The 20,492-nt window shown below is 66.2% G+C and carries 16 protein-coding genes; 5 read left to right on the forward strand and 11 right to left on the reverse strand.

Annotated elements, in window-relative coordinates; all coding sequences use genetic code 11:
- The 10 genes from D7X99_RS32340 to D7X99_RS32385 form a co-directional block, all read right to left on the reverse strand.
- Positions 1 to 239, reverse strand: a 239-nt coding sequence (locus tag D7X99_RS32340; RefSeq protein ID WP_121781109.1) for a WGR domain-containing protein, incomplete at its 3' end; no start/stop codon positions are given.
- 11 nt (positions 240 to 250) lie between these two features.
- On the reverse strand, positions 251 to 1,225 hold the full coding sequence (locus tag D7X99_RS32345; protein WP_121781110.1) for an NAD(P)-dependent oxidoreductase: 975 nt from the start codon (positions 1,223 to 1,225) through the stop codon (positions 251 to 253).
- A gap of 74 nt (positions 1,226 to 1,299) precedes the next feature.
- Entirely contained in the window at positions 1,300 to 2,487 is a 1,188-nt protein-coding gene (gene eis, locus D7X99_RS32350; RefSeq protein WP_121781111.1) for an enhanced intracellular survival protein Eis, read from the reverse strand.
- A gap of 80 nt (positions 2,488 to 2,567) precedes the next feature.
- Entirely contained in the window at positions 2,568 to 3,773 is a 1,206-nt protein-coding gene (locus D7X99_RS32355) for a P1 family peptidase (protein ID WP_121781112.1), read from the reverse strand.
- An 11-nt stretch (positions 3,774 to 3,784) separates the two neighbouring features.
- Positions 3,785 to 4,357 carry a DUF1629 domain-containing protein gene (locus D7X99_RS32360; RefSeq protein ID WP_121781134.1) on the reverse strand — a complete coding sequence of 191 codons (573 nt, stop codon included), beginning with the start codon at positions 4,355 to 4,357 and terminating at the stop codon, positions 3,785 to 3,787.
- 93 nt (positions 4,358 to 4,450) lie between these two features.
- Positions 4,451 to 5,023, reverse strand: a complete 573-nt coding sequence (locus D7X99_RS32365; RefSeq protein WP_121781113.1) for a DUF1629 domain-containing protein — start codon at positions 5,021 to 5,023, stop codon at positions 4,451 to 4,453.
- A 236-nt stretch (positions 5,024 to 5,259) separates the two neighbouring features.
- The gene (locus D7X99_RS32370; protein ID WP_121781135.1) at positions 5,260 to 9,210 is read right to left on the reverse strand and encodes a CHAT domain-containing protein; all 3,951 of its coding nucleotides are present in this window, start codon (positions 9,208 to 9,210) and stop codon (positions 5,260 to 5,262) included.
- A gap of 420 nt (positions 9,211 to 9,630) precedes the next feature.
- A complete protein-coding gene (locus D7X99_RS32375) occupies positions 9,631 to 10,215 on the reverse strand; it encodes a DUF1629 domain-containing protein (RefSeq protein ID WP_233613884.1) in 585 nt (194 codons plus the stop codon).
- Positions 10,208 to 11,440, reverse strand: a complete 1,233-nt coding sequence (locus D7X99_RS32380; protein ID WP_121781114.1) for an AHH domain-containing protein — start codon at positions 11,438 to 11,440, stop codon at positions 10,208 to 10,210. Before D7X99_RS32380 ends, D7X99_RS32375 begins: the two co-directional genes overlap by 8 nt.
- 14 nt (positions 11,441 to 11,454) lie before the next feature.
- Positions 11,455 to 11,823, reverse strand: a complete 369-nt coding sequence (locus tag D7X99_RS32385; RefSeq protein ID WP_121781115.1) for a hypothetical protein — start codon at positions 11,821 to 11,823, stop codon at positions 11,455 to 11,457.
- Between the two features lie 106 nt (positions 11,824 to 11,929).
- On the opposite strand from D7X99_RS32385, the gene D7X99_RS32390 reads away from it, so the two are divergent.
- Positions 11,930 to 12,502, forward strand: a complete 573-nt coding sequence (locus D7X99_RS32390; protein ID WP_121781116.1) for a dihydrofolate reductase family protein — start codon at positions 11,930 to 11,932, stop codon at positions 12,500 to 12,502.
- A gap of 192 nt (positions 12,503 to 12,694) precedes the next feature.
- A complete protein-coding gene (locus tag D7X99_RS32395; RefSeq protein WP_121781117.1) occupies positions 12,695 to 14,296 on the forward strand; it encodes a PAS domain-containing sensor histidine kinase in 1,602 nt (533 codons plus the stop codon).
- Here the strand turns inward: D7X99_RS32395 and D7X99_RS32400 are convergent.
- The gene (locus D7X99_RS32400) at positions 14,262 to 15,800 is read right to left on the reverse strand and encodes a GspE/PulE family protein (protein WP_121781118.1); all 1,539 of its coding nucleotides are present in this window, start codon (positions 15,798 to 15,800) and stop codon (positions 14,262 to 14,264) included. The two genes, D7X99_RS32395 and D7X99_RS32400, sit on opposite strands and share 35 nt — an antisense overlap.
- A gap of 89 nt (positions 15,801 to 15,889) precedes the next feature.
- On the opposite strand from D7X99_RS32400, the gene D7X99_RS32405 reads away from it, so the two are divergent.
- The 3 genes from D7X99_RS32405 to D7X99_RS32415 are packed head-to-tail and all read left to right on the forward strand — an operon-like array spanning position 15,890 to position 20,384.
- The gene (locus tag D7X99_RS32405) at positions 15,890 to 16,051 is read left to right on the forward strand and encodes a hypothetical protein (protein ID WP_014399164.1); all 162 of its coding nucleotides are present in this window, start codon (positions 15,890 to 15,892) and stop codon (positions 16,049 to 16,051) included.
- Positions 16,048 to 19,002 (forward strand): ATP-binding protein, encoded by a 2,955-nt coding sequence (locus D7X99_RS32410; protein ID WP_121781119.1) that lies wholly within the window; start codon positions 16,048 to 16,050, stop codon positions 19,000 to 19,002. The genes D7X99_RS32405 and D7X99_RS32410 overlap by 4 nt, the downstream gene beginning before the upstream one ends.
- The gene (locus D7X99_RS32415; RefSeq protein ID WP_121781120.1) at positions 18,999 to 20,384 is read left to right on the forward strand and encodes a sigma-54 dependent transcriptional regulator; all 1,386 of its coding nucleotides are present in this window, start codon (positions 18,999 to 19,001) and stop codon (positions 20,382 to 20,384) included. Before D7X99_RS32410 ends, D7X99_RS32415 begins: the two co-directional genes overlap by 4 nt.
- The last annotated feature ends 108 nt before the right edge of the window (positions 20,385 to 20,492 follow it).

Here is a 20,492-nt window from a genome sequence, read left to right on the forward strand (position 1 = left end):
GCCTTCGGGGGCGGCGCGGGAGGGGCCTCGCCGGTGGACACCTCGGCGTAGCCCTCGCGGACCTTCTCCGCGACCTTCTTGTTGTACTCGCGCAGGGCGGCTTCCTCGTCGGGGAAGGCCTTCTCCTTGCGCTGCCCCGCGGTGCCGATGCGACCGTAGGTGACGATGAAGTTGGCGCCCTGGACCTCGGGCATCCAGAACTTGGAGCTGTTGCCGTCGACGAATTCGAACCTGCGCATGGACGCGGAGGTTACTCCACCTTCGTGGCCAGGGAGCGCAATCCCTCGTCCCGCGACACGCTGCCCGTATAGCCCAGCTCCAGCCGGGCCTTCTCGTCGCTCACGGTCACCTCCTGGCCCACGAGCAGCAGCTCCGTGCGGGACAGGGGCGGAGCGCTCTTGAGGCCCAGGATGTCCCAGACGAAGTCGCTGACCACGGCCACGGTCGCGGCCAGCGCGGTGGGCAGGGTCTTGTCGCCAGGCTCCACGCCCTGCGTCTTCAGGAGCGCGGTGACGAAGGCGCGGAACTCCACGGGCGGGCCGTCGGTGAGGAAGTACGCCTGACCGCCCTGCCCCTTCTCCGCGGCCAGCAGCATGCCCTCCACCACGTTGGCCACGTGGCAGGTGGACGTCAGGTAGTGCCCGCCGCCAATCCAGCGGAAGCGCCCGGACTTCACCGCGGCGACCAGCTGCGGCAGCACCGTGGTGTCCCCCGGTCCCCAGACCATGCGGGGCCGCACCGCGACGGTGGTGAACTCCGGCGAGTTGACCTGGAGCACGAGCCGTTCGGCCTGGCCCTTGGTGGACGGGTACGGGCCCACGGGGCGCTCGGGCAGCGGGTGCGTTTCGTGGAGGTTCACCATGGGGCCGCCGTCCACCAGCACGGCCTCCGTGCTCACGTGCACGAAGCGCTTCACGCCTGCCGCGCGCGCCGCCTCCAGCACGACCTCCGTGCCGCGCACGTTGGTTTCATAGAAGGCCGCGCGGGGGCCGGACAGCTTCACGTGCGCGGCGGCGTGGAAGACGGTGTCGCAGCCCTCCATGCCCAGGCGCAGGCGCTCCGGGTCGGTGAGGTCGCCCTCCCACGGCTCGCCGCCCGCGGCCTGGATGGCCTGCGCGGCCTCTGGCGAGCGGGCCAGCGCACGCGCCGGTTCTCCGCGCTTCGCGAGCGCCGCGAGCAGGTGCTTCCCGACGAACCCCGAGCCACCGGTGACGAACGCGCGCACGTGTGAAGCCTCCTCCGTCCGAAGACGCCGCTCCTACCACTCCCCGCGCGGGCCGGGTAGCCCGCGCCTGTCTGTCAGAACATGTCGCGCAGCGAGGGGGCGGGGCCCACGAACAGGGCGCTGGCGGTGTCGAGCGACGCGTCGTCCCCGGTCAGCATTCCGGCGAGTTGGAGCGCGCGGGGCGTGAGGAAGCCGGTGTAGAGCGGCGCCAGGGCGCGCACGTGCAGCTTGAGGTGGCCCTCGCCGCCGGGCCGGACGCGGGCGGTGCCGCCCTCCACCTCCAGCACGAAGCGCCCCGTGTTCTCCGGGAGGAGGTCGTCCTCCACGTCCAGATGGAGCGCGCCAGACAGGCCGGGAGCGAAGCCGCGTGCCTCCAGGGCGCGGGGGACATCCAGGAGGCGCGTCATCCAGTGCATGGAGAGCTTCACCTGGTAGGTCTGTTCACGCAGCAGCGCGAGGAGCGGCTCGTCCGCGCCGCCGAACCACATCACGTCCCGCGCCAGCGAGCGGTGGTCGCCCAGGAAGCGCAGGAGCCGTCGCGCGGCGGCGGGCGTGGTGGCGGTGAAGTCCGTGAGCTTGAGGACCTGCGTGGGCACGGCGCCTTGTGGCGAGAGGCCCCGCACGAGGTACACGTAGCCCTCCACGCCGGACGTGCCCTCCACGACGTAGCCGTAGGCGGTGTCGTTGCGGGGCGTGCGCACGCGCCGCCAGATGTAGTCGCCCCGGTCCAACCAGCCGTGGTGCTGGGAGGCGAAGCGCCGGTAGCACGCCTCCACCGCCGCGGCGTCGGACGGGCGCATGGGGCGCAGGGACAGCGAGCGCTCCCCCAGCTCCAGCGAGGCCGCTTCGACGTGGAGTTCGTAGCGCGCGCCGGAGACCTCGTAGCCCACGCGCCGGTAGAGCGGTTGGGTCGCGGGGTAGAGGACGGAGAGGGGAGCGCCTTCGTCGCGCATCTCGCGCAGGAAGTGATGGAAGAGGCGCGTGGCGGCGCCGGCGCCCCGGTGCGCGGGAGCGACGCCCACGCCGCCCACGCCGATGAGGGGCACCGAGCGGCCGCCGAGGAACTGGCCCATGCGGATGAGGGTGAGCGTGGCGGCCACTTCGCCGTTCACGCGCAGGATGCGCAGCGAGGACTCGGAGAAGTTCTTGCGCACCACGGTGTCGGAGTCCGCGAGCGGCATGGCGAACGCCTGCGCGGTGATGTCCGCGATGGCGGCCAGTTCCTGCTCATCCTTCGGCGGTCCGTAGTCGTCCGTCTCCATCCCGCATCCCCTTGCTTTACGTCAGGCGGCGCAGCATGGCGCAGCGGATGGCGCGCGGGGAAGGCCGGGCGGATCCGCTGTCACTTCGTGGGCTTCGGGGCCGGAGGCAGACGTCCGTACTTCCGCAGGGACTTCACGAGCCGGTCCGCGGGCAGGCCATGGACGCGGACGTTCTGGAAGCCGGTCATCGTGTCGGAGGCGAGCATCGAGTTGAGGATGGCCTCCTGGGTGGCCTGCACGGTGGCCTCGAAGAGGGGGGTCATCCGCTCGTTGTCGAGCATGGAGACCGGAGCGACCTCCGTGGTGCTCACGGGCTGGGTGGAGAACGCGAGGAAGATGTCGCCGGAGGCGTTCTCCCCCAGGCCGCCCATCTTCCCAATCGCGAGAGGCACGCGCCGGGCCACGCGGTCGAGTTGGTGCGGCAGGAGCGGCGCGTCGGTGGCCACCACGATGATGATGGAGCCCATGCCTTCCGGAGGCGGCGGACCGGCGCTGGCTCGCCGCGAGCAGGGCGGCAGATTGGCGCGGTAGGGCCCTTGGGGAGGCGTGTCTCCGAAGTAGCAGGAGCGCAGGTCGGGAATCTCTTCGCCCACGGGAGCGCCCGCGACGGTGAAGAGGCGACGGCTGCCGTAGTTGCACTGCACGAGCACGCCGAGGGTGTAGCCGCCCTGCTCCGCCGGGAGCTTGCGCGAGGCCGTTCCGATGCCGCCCTTGAAGCCATGACAGATCATGCCCGTGCCGCCGCCCACGGAGCCCTCCGGGACGGGGCCCGGGCGCGCGGCGTCGAGCGCTTGCATCGCGTGCAGGGGCCGGACGTGGAAGCCATCGATGTCGTGCAGGAAGCCGTCCCAGGTCTCCGTGACCACGGGCAGGCCCAGCTCCCAGGTGAGGTCGCGCTTCTGGGCCCAGGTGATGACGCCCTCGTGCACGGCGCCCACGGCGTGGGTGTCGCTGATCATCACGGGACCGGAGAGCAGACCGGACTCCTTCACCCAATGGGTGCCGGTCATCTCACCGCTGCCATTGAGGTCATGGGTCGCCGCGAAGACAGGCTGCGCCACGGCCTCGCGGCCCCGGGGCAGCACGGCGGTGACGCCGGTCCGGACCTGTGCGCCAGTGTTCAGTGTGACGTGGCCTACTTCAACGCCCTTCACGTCGGTGATGGCATTGAGCACACCGGGCTGTCCGCCGAAGGGAATGCCCAGGTCACTGGACCGCGGGCGGGCGGTGCTTGTGATTGGCAGGAGGCACAGCAGGCCCAGGAGGACGGCGGGACGAAGTTCCATGGGCTCGGGTTCTACACTTCGACGAACTTTCCTCCCACGATGCCGGTCTGTTCCAGGGCGGCCTTCAGTTCTCCATCGACGATGAGCGCGGAGCGAAGTCCCCACGGGCGGAACACGCGCTCGTCAGCAACCTTTGCTTTGTCGATACGCAGCCCGGCGACGTACTTGTATCCCCCGACCTTCTCGGGCTGCCCGTCCTCAGGAGTCCACAGCTTGAACTCTTCACTCGCGGCCTCATCAACGCATCGGACCGTGCGCGCCGCGACCAGGAGGAAATAGGGCTCGACCTGTCCTTCGACCTGCACTGGAAAGAGCTGCACGTCGGTGGGGGCCAGCGCGCGAAAAACTTCTGCGGCCCGAGGACTGAAAACGGGCGTGACCCCTACGCCAGCGGAGGTGAAGTCCAGGGGTTTCCCAGGACGGGAGAGCGGAATACGCAGTGGGCCTGGGTCGGGAATGAACACCCCATCCGTGAACACCCAAGGGTCATCCAAGGGTTGACCGTCCGCATGGGTCGGTGTCTTGAAATACCAACGCCCTGGTACATACACATCGATACCCAGGTCGAAGAACTGTCGCTTCATCGCGTCTTCACCTCGGTATCCGACGAGCTCACTCGCGCTGGTGAGGCGGCTCATGCCCAGAAAAGGCGGGACGACGCTCTATTCGCCCAGGCTCTACACTTCGACGAACTTGCCTCCCACGATGCCGGTCTGTTCCAGTGCGGTCTTGAGTTCGCCATCGACAATGAGCGCGGGCCGCCATCCCCACGGGCGGAACACCCGTTCGTCAGCAACTCTTGTCTTGTCGATACGCAACCCGGCGATGGCCCGATACTGCCCCACCTTCTCGGGTTGCCCGTTCTCTGGCTTCCAGAGTTGGACCTCTTCACTCGCTACTTCATCAACGCAGCGGACCGTACGCGTTACGACCAGGAGGAAATAGGGCTCGGTTTGGCCCTCGACCTGCACGGGAAAGAGCTGCACGTCGTTGGGGACCAGCGCGCGAAAAACCTCCGCAGTCCGAGTACTGAGAACGGGCGTGACCCCTACGCCCGTGGACGTGAAGTCCAGGGGCTTCCCAGGACGGGAGAGCGGAATACGCAACAGCCCCGGGGAGAGGATGGGCGTCCCGCGCGTGAACTCCCAGGGGTTATCCAGTGGCTGACCGTCGAGGTGGGTCGGTGTTTTGAAGTACCACCGCCCCGGCACATACACGTCGATGCATAGGTCGAAGAACCGTCGCTCCATTATGTCTGCACCTCACGGATCCGACAAGACCACCCGCTGCTGATCCAGCACTGAAGCGACTCACGTGCAGGAGAGGACGGCGGGACGAAGCTCCATAGGCCTGGGCTCTACACTTCGACAACTGTCCGCCCACGATGCCGGTCTGCTCCAGGGCGACCTTGATCTGACCATCCAGGATGATTGGCAGCAGATGACCAGTTCGAACCACATTTCATCAAGGCAAGCAACCAGCAGCACTACGGAGCGAGCTTTACAAATGGGTTCCCGATGACATGCATAGCCAAGAAGTCTGAAACGCGGAGATGGCGATCTCGAAGCTCGAGATTGGAATAGTAGGTCGCCTCAGAAACGGTCATCCCAGCCTTCAACGCATCGAGAAAAAAACCAAGCCACTGCGACGCAAGTGTAAACTTGATTGGCCAAGGACTCGCAACCACCGCCCTGCACCCTTGCTTTAGCAGTCGGTGCGGCAAACCGATAGAGCGTGACGAAAAGAGATCTCGATCCAAGCGACCCGCACTGCACACCAGCAAGACAACTATGCTGGAGCCTTGAATTGCATCGGCAACATCATCCACACCGAAAGACGAAATATCCTCACCGCTTAGAGTCTTAAAATAGCGCTCGCGACCCCACACGCTTCCATGTCCGGCAATAATTACCAACTCAGACTGAGAAACCTTTCCTGGATGAACCCCATGCGCCATGCCGACCGAATGAATCGGGAGCAATTTCTGCAAATCCTCATACATTATTGACAAAGGGGATGCGCCGCTCTCATCAGCAGGCAACAACCAAGCAACACGCCGCGCCAAAACTGGCGTCTGATTCTGCATATCCGCCCTGAGCCAAGTCAGCGATGGAACACTTGACACCGGGACTGTTGAACCAAGAAGTCGCCCGCCACACAAAAGCAGGTTCACCGGGATATCAGAGAGCGCGGTTTCTCTCACAATAACAATTTCGCTGCCGACGATCGGACCACTCATGCCGATGCCACGCATACGCTGCTCAAGCGCATTAATATCAGATATTATATCAGGATCATACGGATAGTTGATGGGATACTCTTCTCGCCATCGCCCAAGCTTACGCTGATCAAAAACAGTAACGGGCTCCATTTTCGGCCCAGCCAATTCGCCATTGGAAATACCCACATGGACCAAATTACCGTCCTCGGTCTGCCCCAAAGCATGGATTTCAATAGAGCCACTGCCCAACCGCGTGGCAAAGCCAACTAGTGCCGCTGGATTTGTCAAAACTTCAAGTGCGCTATTGGCCTCCAACTGCCCACCACCTTGAGCCACAGCGACTGAAGATTGCAGCAACCCAACCGTATGATCGGCAAGCAGTTCAATGGCTATAACTGCCGACACGGGACTATTTGCTTGTACGGCAGTCCCAAGTACTCTTTCTGCAATGAGAGATAGCTTCCGAACATCCTCGGCCAAGTCCCGAATATTTCGGACCTTGGGAACCCCCCATGAGAAATGCCTAACCGACTCCAGACCAGGATTTATAGACGCGAGAGCTTGAATTCTCGACGACTGCGGCTCGCCCAACAGCTCGAGCGCCCTCGCGAATATTTCGTTCGTCACCGTGGGGAGTATCCACCCTGCAATCAAGAATCGTCGTATCGCCTGAGCAAGAAGCACTGTCGAGACGACTGCATTACTTATTCTATCAAGAGCCCCTCCAACCAAGGCTGTGAGTCCCTTGGCAAGACTCTCCCAGTCTTCCTTTGGCGCATCACGCATTGAGATGAGGCGCTTTAATTCGATCGACGCCTCTAGTTCGTCGACTCGGTATACATACTCTTCAATCACTCCAGCAGTCGTCAGAAGTTGGCGCGCCCGTCCAGCCTGTTCTCGCGCCTCATCATAGAATCGCAAATCACGGAGAATTCGCGAAAGCAGAGCGACGAACGGGAAAATCTCGGTGTAACTGGCAGACACTTCACCTTGTGCGTTAGCACAAAGCCATCCGATCAATGCTTCATGCGGATTTCCCAGGCGATGGTAAACATCCGAATAGGTTGTCCACGCGAACCATCGATCTGTGCTGCTCTCCTCAGGACCTCGTAAAAAAAGCGCCTCTTCCGCAAGATCGCGCGCTGATTGGTGCGCGCCAGCATCTGCGCATCCATCTGCGGCAACACGTAGGAGTTGGGCAGGAGTCGCAACATCAGGAGAGACCTCGGCTAGATCAATACATGCCTTCAACAACTTGAGAATAACTTGAACATCCGCCTCATCGGCGATGAGCCTCCAAGCCATATGATCCAGATAAAATATCCCTTGCCGCAGCAGCGCAGCGGGTGAAGCTGGTAGGGCAGTTTGCCCGAGAGGCTCTGGCTTGAGCGGAACACCACCATCGGTGGTGCTTTTCGCACTCCAATATTCTTCGAAAAAACTCATGAAAACTTCTAGTGACGCCACTTCAACATGAGCTTGCGGAGGAGGCTTTATATTAATGGCCACAGGGGTAGTGAGCGTAACCCACAAGAGAATGACGAAGCCGTTTGCCCCAACCGCATCGGTGGAAAGGGCTCCGGAGAACTGCGAACGCCTGGCTTGGTCTTTGGGGTTCTGGGCGATATATCCAACCACATAATCAAAAGCCCGACGCAACAGATTTATCTCCGGAGAATCGCTCGCCAGTTTTCTTTTGCTGGAAATTAGCATCTCGGTAATTGACTCGATAGCCAGAGCCGCCGCCCAAGACCAGTTCTTGGCGTTGAGCTGGCGTGCCTCCAGCGCATCAAGTGCAGCCGAATACCATCTAAGCTTAGTTTCTGCCTCGCTCTCCTCTTTCGCTGGGGCCACATCGTCAGCAGAGGAGCTTCTGCGAGTCGCATTGAGCAGAGCGAACCGAGCACAGTCAAGCACTGCCTCATCTGCTCGACCTGGCAGTTGACGGGCGATGACACCGATTGCATCTCCTATTTTCGGCAACGACGTGGAGAATGCATCGGACATCAGAAGCCCATACAGAGCCCAGTCAGGCATTGCACTGCCAGCGGGGAATTGCACCCGTATCAAGCCATCAAGTCCAAGAATCCTTCCCTGCTCCAGCCTCTGCTCGACAAGAGCCTTGAGTCCACTTACAGGATACAAACCAAGGATTCTCGTCTGCGCGTCATGAGACATCTCCTCATCACCCATCTGCCAGGAAATCCGACAAATCCGACAGAGAATCATTAAACTTGGTCTTGCTCGCTCCAGTGCCTCGCGCAACAGCGTCCTTGCTGCCAATTTTTCTCTTGCATTTACAGCCAATTCCGCAACAACAATCAACTGCTCCGCACTTTGCGTCTCCTGGAGTTGCAGGAGATAAGGAGCTACCTGTGCAAATGCCTGAGCGTGTCTGCGTGCAACGCCTAGACAGATGGCGCGTGATACTGCCTTCTCTTCGGGATCGAGAACGCTCTTGTCTATTTCCGAAAGGACATGCTCGACTTGTCCCGACTCGGCTGTTGACACCCACTCTCGAAGGGCCTCCGTTTTGCTCTTTCCCGCAGCGGAGTGGCTTGCTCTTCCCCAAAAGGCGCCCGACAGTGAGAGCAATGCGTCGACGTTTCTTTGGACTTGAGGAGAAGTACGTCCGCTCAGCAATTGGACATACAGACTACCTATCACCGGTGTTTTACTGAGGGCTTGCGAGAGCTGAGAGAGTTGGTGAACCCACTCGTCTTCGGTGCCAGTAAAGGCGACCGTTTCACCACGGTAATAGGCTGCATTGTGTACGACTACGGCGGAGTTCGGAGGGATCGCTCTAATGCAGTCGAGCAGTGCGTCGGCTTCGTACGACGTCGGGTGATAGAACCGCATGGATGTTTCGATAAATTTCTTATGGACTTCAGGCTCAGCATTGGGAAGCAGTGCGGAGAGCAACTCAAGCGCATGACTTTTGAGCGTATCTATGGCCAAGGGCGAGGACTGCATGACTATGTGGGCAGAGTCAAAAGTCGGCATGCCCTCGATGTCAACGACAACGGTCCCGATCACAAACGAGGCCAACAGGCGGAGCGTCTCGTCTTGTCCTAAGCATAGGATATCCACCATTCCGAACTCTGGAGGGTCCCTTGCCCTGAACTCCCAAAAGACTCGAAGCTGAGCACGCAACTCTTCATCTTTGATCCGCGCGAGGATGGTGTCGATGTCGACAGGGCTTGGTTCGAAGGGCATGGAGTGAATTTACACTCAAGACCGCCGTAGTAACTGCTGCCTTCGCTTAGAGCGTCTTGAGTAGGCAATAGTGACGGCCGTCTGGTGGGCTGGCGGGGGAAGATGGGGGCATGAGGCAGTAGAAACGACGACGATTGGCGAGTGTCGAACGACATCTAGCGACGCATCGAGTCGTTACCGCCGCCCCGGTCCGAGCCCCCGCTCGGAGCGTCATGACCCGCGAGTCCCCGACTGCAGGGCCCTGGCCGGGATTCTCCTAGTGCTACGCACAGGGGATGCAGTGAGGCGCGCGAAGGGCACAAGCCCGTGCCATCCAACTTCTGCCTAACGATAATTCCGGGAGTGGCTGCCCACAAACATCGATGGCTAATTCTAGATTACGCAGCGCGGCATGAGACGGCGAATGAAGGCATGGAAGACTCAGACCTCCACGAACTGTCCTCCCACGATGCCGGTCTGCTCCAGTGCCTGCTTAAGCTGTCCGTCGACGATTAGCGCGGTCTGAAATCCCCACACGCGGAACACGCGCTCGTCAGCAACCCTTGCTTTGTCGATACGCAATCCAGCGATGTACCGGTACTGCCCTGCCTTCGCAGGCTGACCGTCCTCAGGTCTCCAGAACTGGACCTCTTCACTCGCCACTTCATCAACGCAGCGGAGCGTGCGTGCCGCGACAAGGAGAAAATAAGGCTCGGCCCGTCCCTCGACCTGCACCGGGAAGAGCTGCACGTCGTTGGGGGCCAGCACGCGAAACACCTCGGCCGTCCTGGCGCTGAGTATGGGTGTGAACCCCACCCCGGCGGAGGTGAAGTCCAGGGGGTTCCCAGACCGGGAGAGAGGAATCAGCAGCGGTCCTGGGTCGGCAATAGGCCCCCCGATCGTGAACACCCAGGGGTCCTCCAATGGCTGGCCGTCGAGTTGGGTCGGGGTCTTGAAGTACCACCGTCCCGGCACATACATGTCAATGTCCAGTTCGAAGAACTGTCGTTGCATCACGTCAGGCATCGGGATTCCTGGTGACGAGCTTGCGTAGGCGAGTGCCCGCAGTCGTCAGATCTTTCGCGATGGCCGTCAGGATGTCCACCAACGCGGCTCGGCACTGCGCGACGCCCTTGCAGCTCAGCATGGCCTGGTTGATTCGGATGCGCACTTCTCGATGGTACTCCGCAGGATGCGGCCCTCGGTGCCCGTTGATCCGCACCAAGTTCGCGGAGTCATTGAGGCTCATTCCCGCCTGTTCGAAGAACGGTTCGAAGAGGGGCGTCCAGGGGCCACCTGACTGCTCCGACACCTCGTTCTTATCCGTGCAGATGTGATGAACATCTCCCTCCGGGTCCCCCTGAATCCCTCCGCCACCGGGCCCCATGGCCACGGCAGCCACGGCGGTGGGCGCCAACGTGACGTTGAGCACTCCCGCCGACGACACGGAGATGGACCGCACCTCACCGGCCAGTGCGCGAGATAGCAGGAACCCACCCTCCACCTCCGCCCTCAGCGCCGCCTGCGGGAAGCCCGGCATGCGAGGCCCCTGCGCGGCCATCGCGTTCCTGCCACCGAGCGCCGTCATCGCGACGATGACCAACACCCGGGCCCCGTTGTCCCCAAGCACGCGCCCGAAGCGATGCCCCGCCTCCTTCAGAGCAGCCTCGTCCCGGGCGTCCCGCGACTCGTCCATGAGCCGCAAGAAGGCCTGCCCCATGTTCCACACAGGCCCCGTGCCCAGATACGCGATGAGCGAAGCCGTCAGAACCACCGCGACCAGCTTGGTGACAGGCTCCGGTGCGACCAGCATCACCATCGCGGTGCCAATCATCGCCGTGACCATGGTCCGCAGCGCGGCGGGATTCATCAGGTCCTCCACCGCGTCCGCAACCCCCTCCCAAACCGTATCGAGCGCGAAGGAGAGCGCCATGCTCCTCCGCGCCATCGGGTCCAGGGGAAAGTCATCGCTCAAGCGGAGCACGTGCCGACCTTGAGCGCCCGCGACGATGCCTCCCGCCGACGCGAGCAGGGAGCGCCGGCCGTCCTCCGGGACCGCGACATCCAGCTTCAGCTCGAGCACGAGCTGCGTGACCGCGTCCCTGAATGCATCCTCGTCAATACGCACCGGCTTCGTTTCCGCCGGCGTATAGGTGATAGGCCTGCCCCGCCCCGTGTCGAGGTTCACCACGCGCGTCGTCGCACAGCCCGCTGTCAGCCACAGCAGCACTGCCATTGCCCAGAGCTTCATGTGCCCTCCACGGCTCACGGATCCGACGAGACCACCCGCTCTGGCTCAAGCACCTCCCGCGTCTGCGCCCCACGCTCGATGTAGCCCGCACCGCCTCGCAGTTCGCGTCCGTCCTCCAACACGGCGATGAGGCTGTACGACGACTCACCTCGGACGGGATAGGTCAGGGCTACGGTGTCCCCCTTGCCCATGGCTCGGTAGATGACCTGGCCGTGGTCATGCTCAATGCGCACCTCGCGCACGTCCTGGCCGGTGCGGTTCTCCACGCGCACTTCAATCCCCGCTCGCGTGGGCCCCGTGTCGTGCAACCACAGCGCGACCCCGGCGATGACCGTCAGGACCGAACCCAGCACCATTCCTCCCAGCATCCACAGGCTCCGCATGGCACTCCCTCCTCTGTGATTGCCGTGCAGGCAACCAACGCCGCCGTTCTAACAGGTGCGTCCGCTCACCCGGTGCTAAGCCCTCGCGTCAGGAGGAAGCACGCCCATGCGGAAACTGACCTATTACGTCGCCACCTCGCTCGACGGCTTCATCGCCTCGCCCACCGGCGCGTACGACTTCTTCAGCACGGAGCAGGACTACTTCGACGCCATCGCCGCCGAGTACCCGGAGACGCTCCCCGCCGGCTATCGCGCATTCAAGGGCATCACCGGACCGGGCAAGCACTTCGACACCGTGCTGGAGGGCCGCAACACCTATCAGGTCGGCCTGGACGCGGGCGTCACCAACGCGTACCCGCACCTTGAACACCACGTCTTCTCCCGCACCCTCACGAAGAGCCCCGACCCCGGCGTCAACCTCTCCCGCACGCCGCTCGCCACCGTGCGCGAGCTGAAGTCCCGCGACGGCCTGGGCATCTGGCTGTGCGGCGGCGGCGCGCTCGCGGCCGAGCTGCTTTCCGAAATCGATGCGTTCATCATCAAGGTCAACCCCGTCATCGTCGGCCAGGGCATCCGCCTCGCCGAAGCGGGCTTCGCGCCCCACCGCCTGAAGCTCACAGGCACGCGCACGCTCGACTGCGGCGTCGTCTTCCTGAGCTACGACCACCTCAAGCCCTAGCCGGGCCGGCCCCCGGTCCCCGCATTGGACCCGAGGCCAATGCGGCACCCGGAAACCGACGGCTCCTCCACGCAGGGTGTGAGCTTCCGCTCTGCTCGGAAGCACGGACTGCCAGCAGGGTTGGGTGGTGGATGGATCCACCCCGTCGTTCCTCACCGAAGCCCCCGCACCGTGCGTTACGCTGGACGGTCTATGCGAAGTCCCCTGGACGACAGCCAGCCTCCCTCGTCCGCCAGCGGTGGCGACATCGCCTACGCGACCCCCCACGCGGCTCGAGACATGGGCGCGCAGCTGCGCCTGTTCATCGACAGCGTGAAGGACTACGCCATCCTGACGCTGGACCCAGCGGGCAACATCATGAGCTGGAACACCGGCGCCGAACGCATCAAGGGCTACCGGGCCGAGGAGATCCTCGGCCAGCACTTCAGCCACTTCTACACGCCCGAGGACATCGCCCGGGGCAAGCCCCAGCAGGACCTGGAGGTCGTCAACCGCGAGGGCCGCTTCGAAGAGGAGGGCTGGCGCGTCCGCAAGGACCACAGCCTCTTCTGGGCCAACGTCGTCATCACCGCGATGCGCGACGCCCAAGGCCAGCTCGTGGGCTACGGCAAGGTGACCCGCGACTTCACCGAGCGCAAGCTCGCCCAGGAGCGCCTGCTGCAGAGCGAGGAGCGCTTCCGCCTGCTCGTCGAGCACATCCAGGACTACGCCATCTACATGCTCGACCCCGATGGCCGCGTCTCCACCTGGAACGCGGGCGCCGAGCGCTTCAAGCAGTACAAGGCCGAGGAGATCATCGGCCAGCACTTCAGCCGCTTCTTCCCCCCGGAAGACGTGGCCCGGGGCAAGCCCTCGTACGCCCTCCAGGTGGCCACCCGCGAGGGCCACTTCGAGGAGGAGGCGTGGCGCGTCCGCAAGGACGGCAGCCTCTTCTGGGCCAGCGTCGTCATCACCGCGATGCACGACCCGTCAGGCAAGCTCCGCGGCTTCGCCAAGGTGACGCGCGACATCACCCAGCGCAAGCAGACCCAGGAGCGGCGAGAGCTGGAGCTGCTGCGCGACGCCGTGCGCGCCCGCGATGAGTTCCTCTCCGTCGCCTCGCACGAGCTGAAGACGCCGCTCACCCCGCTCCAGCTCAAGCTCACGGCCCTGCTGCGCACCGTGGAGAACAACCCTTCCGCCACCCTGCCCGTGGAGCGCATCGCCCGCGACCTGGAGGTGGCACGCCGCCAGGTGCGCAAGCTGTCGGACCTCATCGAGGACCTGCTGGACGTGTCGCGCATCAGCATGGGCCAGCTGCGGTTGGACCGGGCGCCCATGGACCTGGCCTCGCTCGCGCGGGAGGTGGTGACCCGCTACGCGCCCCAGTCCGCGCAGGTCGGCTGCGTCGTCACGCTGGAGGCCGCCGCGCCCATCGAGGGGAACTGGGACCGGGCCCGCGTGGATCAGGTCATCACCAACCTGCTCACCAACGCGCTCAAGTACGGCGCGGGCAAGCCCATCCACCTCCGCGCGCGCATGGACTCCGGGTTGGCCGTGCTGAGCGTGAAGGACGAGGGCATCGGCATCCCCCACGAGGACCAGCCACACGTCTTCGAGCGCTTCGTGCGCGCTGTCTCCGAGCGCAACTACGGCGGGCTGGGGCTGGGCCTCTTCATCACCCAGCAGATCGTCGAGGCCCACGGCGGCATCGTCCAGGTGCGCAGCATCCTCGGCGAGGGCTCGACCTTCACAGTGATGCTGCCTCCGGGCCCGGACGTCACCCCGGAGCCTGACGCTCCTCCCGAGCCGTGAGGATGTAGCGGTAGGGCACCACGCGCGTCAGCTCGTGCAGCGTGGTGACCCCGGCCGCCACCTTCGCCAGCGCGTCCTCCACCAGCGTGCGGAAGCCCCGCGCCCGGGCGTGCCGGCGCAGCTGGACGCCCGGCGCCCCGGTGGCGATGAGCAGTTGCAGCTCCGGGTCCACCACCAGCAGCTCGAAGAGACCCACGCGCCCCTTGAAGCCGGTGTGGCGGCACGCCTCGCAGCCCTGCCCCGCCCGGGGCTGCACGCCGTCCAGGAGCGGCCCCAGCAGCGCCAGCTGATCCGCCGTCGGCGTCGTGGGCGCGGAGCACTCCGGACAGATGCGCCGCACCAGCCGCTGCGCCAGCACCGCGAGCAGCGCCTCCGCGATGTCGCCGTCCTCCAGCTTCAACCCGCGCAGGCGGCTCACCGCGCCAATGGCATCCGCCGTGTGCAGCGTGCCCAGCACCACGTGCCCCGTGGACGCCGCCATCAGCGCGGTGCTGCCCGTCTCCAGGTCTCGAATCTCGCCCACCAGCATCACGTTGGGGTCCTGCCGCAGGAGCGCGCGCAACAGCGTCAGGTGCGGCATCTGCGGCGACACCTGCTTCTGGTTCACCTTGGGGACCACGTATTCAATGGGGTCCTCCGCGGTGATGATCTTCTTGCGCCCGTCGTTGAGCCGCGCCAGCGCCGCGTACAGCGTCGTCGTCTTCCCGCTGCCCGTGGGGCCCGTCACCAGCACCAGCCCCTCCGGGTTGCCCAACAGCCGCAGCACCGTGGCCTGCAGCTCCGGCGTCATCCCCAGCTTCTCCACCGGCACCAGGCCCACCGTGGCGTCGAGCAGGCGGATGACCACGTCCTCGCCCGCGGGCGAGGGCACCACGCTCACGCGGAAGTCCACGAACTTCCGCCCGGCCTCCCCTTCGTAGAGCGCCCGCAGGCGGCCATCCTGGGGCCGCCGCTTCTCCGCGATGTCCAGCCCCGCCATCACCTTGATGCGGCTCACCACCTCCGGCAGCGAGTCCGGGGAGATGTCCGTGTACGTCTGGTGGAGGATGCCGTCGACGCGATAGCGCAGGTCCACGTCGTCCGTGTAGCTCTCCAGGTGGATGTCGGACGCGTTCTGCGTCACCGCCACCGCGAGCACGTGGTTCACCAACTCCACCGCCGTGGGCCGCTGGGACAGCTCCGTGCCGGCCTTCAGCACCACGTCCACCGACGCGTGTTCGCCCGCGCCGAAGCCCGCCTCCAATGCGGAATCGATTTCGTAGCGGTTGAGCCGCACCGGGCGCACCGGCCGGCGCAGGAAGTCCGCGATGCGGCAGCGCACGGACTCATCCTCCGGGTCCAGCATCGCCACCGTCACGGCTTCCGTGTCGTGGGCCGCGTCCACCTTGCCCATCACCGCGACGCCCAGGCGGCGGCAGAAGGACTCGGGGAGCAGGCGCAGCGATGCACGGTCCAGCGTGAACTGGGGCAGTTCGGAGAACGGGGGCACGTCCGGGGGAGCCATGGCCTGCCGGCTTATCACGGCCCCCCTCGCGGCCTTCCGGGGCTGCTATCCTCCCCGGCATGTCGCGGCCCCCCGCGGACCCTCCCGCCATGCCGTCGCTGTTGGTGTTCGCCGTGGCGGTGCTGCTGTTCGGCTCGCCGCTGCGCCGGCTGTGGCTGGCTGAAGGGGCTCCCGCTTCGCTTCCCTTCGTCGTGTGGCTGGGCGTCATCGCCCTGGGCGGGTGGGTGGCGCACCGGAGCCTGCGCCCATGACGCTGGGGCTGGGCCCGCTCGTCATCGCCTCCGTGGCCTACCTGGGCGTGCTGTTCCTGGTGGCCTACGCGGCGGAGAAGGGCCGCATCTCCCAGCGCATCACCCAGCACCCGCTGACGTACGCGCTGGCCCTGGGCGTGTACGCCACGTCCTGGTCCTACTTCGGCAGCGTGGGCTACGCGGCCCGCCATGGCTTCCGCTACCTGGGCATCTACCTGGGCCTCACGCTCGCGTGCCTGCTCGCCCCCGTGCTGTGGCGTCCGCTGCTGCGGCTGACGCGCGAGTTGCAGCTCACCTCGCTCGCGGACCTGCTCGCCTTCCGCTACCCCGGCCAGGTGACGGGCACGGCGGTGACGTTGTTCGCGCTGGCCGGCAGCATGCCCTACCTGGCGCTCCAGATTCGCGCCGTCGTGGAGTCCGCGCGCCTCTTGAGCCCCGCCGCCTCCCCCGCGCTGGTGGGCCCTGGCTTCTGCGGCGTGCTCATCGTCTTCGCGCTCCTCTTCGGCGCCCGCCACCCCGCCCCGCGCGAGCGGCATGAAGGCCTGATGCTGGCCATCGCCTTCGAGTCGGGCGTGAAGCTGCTGGCGCTGCTCATCGTCACGGGCTGGTGCGTGGTGTCCGTCTTCGGCGGCGTGGGCGGGCTCAACGACTGGCTCACCCGCCACCCGGAGGCGGTGGAAGCCCTCCAGCGCCCCGCGCGCGACGCGTCCTGGGCGCCGCTGCTGGTGCTCTCCACCATCGCCGCGTTCCTCACGCCCCGGCAGTACCACGTGGCCTTCACGGAAGCGCCCGAGCGCGACGGGCTGGCCACCGTCGCGTGGGCCTACCCGCTCTTGATGCTGCTCATCAACGTGGCGGTGCCCGTGCTGCTGTGGTCCGGAGAGGCGCTGGGCCTGCCCTGGCCCGCGGACTTCCACGTCCTCTCCGTGCCCATCACGAAGGGCGCCCCGCTGATGGCGCTCATCGCCTTCCTGGGCGGCGTGTCCGCGGCGAGCGCCATGGTCATCGTCACCACGCTCGCGCTCGCGCCCATGTGCCTGACGCACCTGGTGCTGCCGCTGAGCACCACGCGCGGACGGGACGACCTCTACGGGTGGTTGTTGTGGGCCCGGCGCGTGCTCATCGCCGCCGTCATCCTGGCGGGGTACGGCTTCTACCGGCTGCTGAACGCGCGGGCGACAGGGCTGGTGGACCTGGGGCTCGTGTCCTTCGTGGCCACCGCGCAGTTCGCTCCGGGCGTGCTGGGGCTCTTGATGTGGCCCAAGGCCACGCGCGCGGGGCTGCTCGCGGGGCTCCTGGCGGGCGGGACGACGTGGGCCCTCACGCTGCTGGCCCCGCTGTGGGAGCCGCCGTCACTGGTGGCGTGGACCAACCAGATCTCCGTGACCCTGGGCTTCAGCGCGGACGAACCCTGGGGCTTCGCCACCTTCACCTCGCTGGCCCTCAACTCCCTGTGCTTCGTGGCGGTGTCGCTCGTCACGCGACAGTCCGTGGAGGAGAGGGAGGCCGCGCGGGTGTGCGCGCGCGAGGCGCCGGGGCTCGCGGAGGGCAGCGTGGTGGCCAGCTCCCCGGACGAGTTCCGCCGGCAGCTGGAGCCCGTCCTGGGCGCGCAGGTGGCCGCGGCGGAGGTGGACCGCGCGCGAGAAGCGCTGGAGCTGTCCCCCGACGAGCGCCGGCCCGCGGAGCTGCGCCGCCTGCGCGACGGCGTGGAGCGAAACCTCTCCGGCCTCATCGGTCCGGTGCTGGCGCGGCTCGCGGTGGGAGAAGCGCTGCGGCTGGACCCCGGCGCGCGCACGGCCCTGGCGGATCAACTGCGCTTCGTGGAGGAGCGGCTGCGCGACGCACGCGACATGCGCGGCCCCCTGCGCGAGCTGGAGGTCGTGCGCCGCTACCTCTACCGCATCCTGGAGGACCTGCCCCTAGGCGTGTGCGCCATGGGGCCTGACGGCGAGGTCGTCATCTGGAACGCCGCGCTGGAGGCGCTGTCGGGCGTGCCCATGGACTCCGCGCGAGGCCAGCCGCTCGCGCGCCTGCCGGAGCCCTGGGGCCCCTTGTTCGCGGAGCTCGCGCGGGCCCCCTGCGGCGACGATGAGGTGCGCGTGATGGTGAAAGGCAAGCAGCGCTCGCTGCGCCTGCACCGCTCGCGGCTCGCGCCTTCGGACGACACCAGCGGTGGTGAGACGGGCATCACGTTCCTGGTGGAGGACTGGACGGAGCGCAAGGCGGTGGACGCGCGGCTCGCGCACCAGGACCGGCTCGCGTCGCTGGGCCGGGTGGCCGCGGGCGTGGCGCATGAGATTGGCAACCCTCTCACCGCCATCGCCAGCATCAGCCAGAACCTCAAGTACGAGCTGGAGGACCCAGAGGCCGTGCGCGAACGCGTGGGGCTCATCCTCCAGCAGTGCCGCCGCATCGACACCATCGTCCGGGCGCTGGTGGGCTTCGGCCACTCGGGCACGGTCGGTGGCGAGTCCCGGCCCTTCACGCGCGTGGCGGTGGGCCCGCTGCTCGCGGAGGCCGCGCAGCTGGCCCGGCTGTCGCGCAAGGCGCGCGACGTGGCGTGCACGCATCAGAGCCCGGACGGGCTGGACGTGCGCGGCGACGCGCAGCGGCTGGAGCAGGTGCTGGTGAACCTCTTGACCAACGCCATCGACGCGTCGCCCGCGGGCTCGCGCGTGGACCTGTTGGCGGAAGCTTCGGGAGACCAGGTGCGCATCCAGGTGGAGGACCGGGGACACGGCGTCGCCCCGGAGCTGTCGCAGCGCATCTTCGAACCGTTCTTCACCACCAAGCAGCCCGGCGAAGGCACCGGCCTGGGCCTCACGTTGGTGGAGGGCATCGTGCGCGAGCACGGCGGCACGCTGCGCATCGAGGGCCGCCAGGACGGCGGCACCCGCGTGACGCTGAGCCTGCCCCGCGCGGACGCACTGAAGCAGGAGGCCTCCGCTTGAGCCGCATCCTGGTCATCGAGGACGAACCCATCATCCGCACGGAGCTGCGAAGGCTGCTCACCCGCGCGGGCCACGACGTGGCGGAAGCGGGCGCCGTGCCAGAGGCCGCGGCCGAACACACGTTGGACGCCTTCGATCTGGTCATCTCCGACTTGCGCCTGCCCGGACCGCCGGGCACGGACATCATCGCGCTGTGTCCGGGCGTGCCGGTGCTCATCATGACCAGCTTCGCCACGGTGAAGTCCGCCGTGGACGCGATGAAGCTGGGCGCGGTGGACTACATCGCGAAGCCCTTCGACCACGACGAGCTGCTGCTCCAGGTGGAGCGCGTGCTGCGCGAGGGCCGCCTCACCCGCCAGAACGCCGCCCTCAAGCGCGAGGTGGAGCAGACCTGGTCCCCCGGCGGCATGGTGGGCAACTCCTCCGCCATGCGCGACGTGTTCGAGCGCGTGCGAAAGGTGGCCCCGTCCGCCGCCACCGTGCTGGTGCTGGGCGAGTCCGGCACCGGCAAGGAGTTGGTGGCCCGCGCCGTCCACGCGCAGAGCCATCGCGCGGAGGGGCCGCTCATCGCGGTCAACTGCGCCGCCATTCCCGAAGGCCTGCTGGAGAGCGAGCTGTTCGGCCACGAGAAGGGCGCCTTCACAGGCGCGCAGGCCGCGCACGCGGGACTGGTGGAGGCCGCGCACGGCGGCACGCTCTTCCTGGATGAGATTGGAGAGCTGCCCGCGCCCGCGCAGGCACGCCTGTTGCGCATGCTCCAGGACGGCGAGGTGCGGCGGGTGGGCGCCACGCGTTCGCGCAAGGTGGACGTGCGCATCCTCGCGGCCACGCACCGCGACCTGCCCCGCCGCGTGCAGGAGGGGCTGTTCCGCCAGGACCTCTACTTCCGCCTGCGCGTCGTCGAAATCCGCCTGCCGCCCCTGCGCGAGCGCGGCGAGGACGTGCCCGCGCTGGCGAAGCACCTGCTGGAGCGGGCCAGCCGACGCATCGGGCGCCCGCCCGCGTCGCTGTCCCCGGATGCGATGGCGGCCATCGCGCAGCATCCGTGGCCGGGCAACGTGCGCGAGTTGGAGAACGCCATCGAGCGCGCGGTCATCCTCGCGGATGGGCCGCTCCTCACCGCCGACCTGCTGGCGCTGGAGCCACCGGGCGGGCCGGCAGCGGACGGCAGCCCGCCCGTACTGGAGGAGACGGACTTCCCGCTCGTCCCGGCCAGCGAGGATCCGCGCTCGCCGGACTCCATGGAGGAGTATTTCCGCCGCTTCGTGCTGGAGCACCAGGAGCGCATGGGCGAAACGGAGCTCGCTCGCCGGCTGGGCATCAGCCGCAAGACACTCTGGGAGAAGCGTCAGCGGCTGGGCATCCCGCGCACCCGCGCCTGAAGCGTCACCCCGGTGTTACGACGCGCTGCACGAATCGTTACGGGGGGTAACGCCCTGTCACCTTCCGCCACATCCTGACGCGGCGAGCCAACCTCCAAGGTCCTGAAA

This window comes from Corallococcus sp. AB032C, from assembly GCF_003668935.1.
Lineage (GTDB): Bacteria > Myxococcota > Myxococcia > Myxococcales > Myxococcaceae > Corallococcus > Corallococcus exiguus.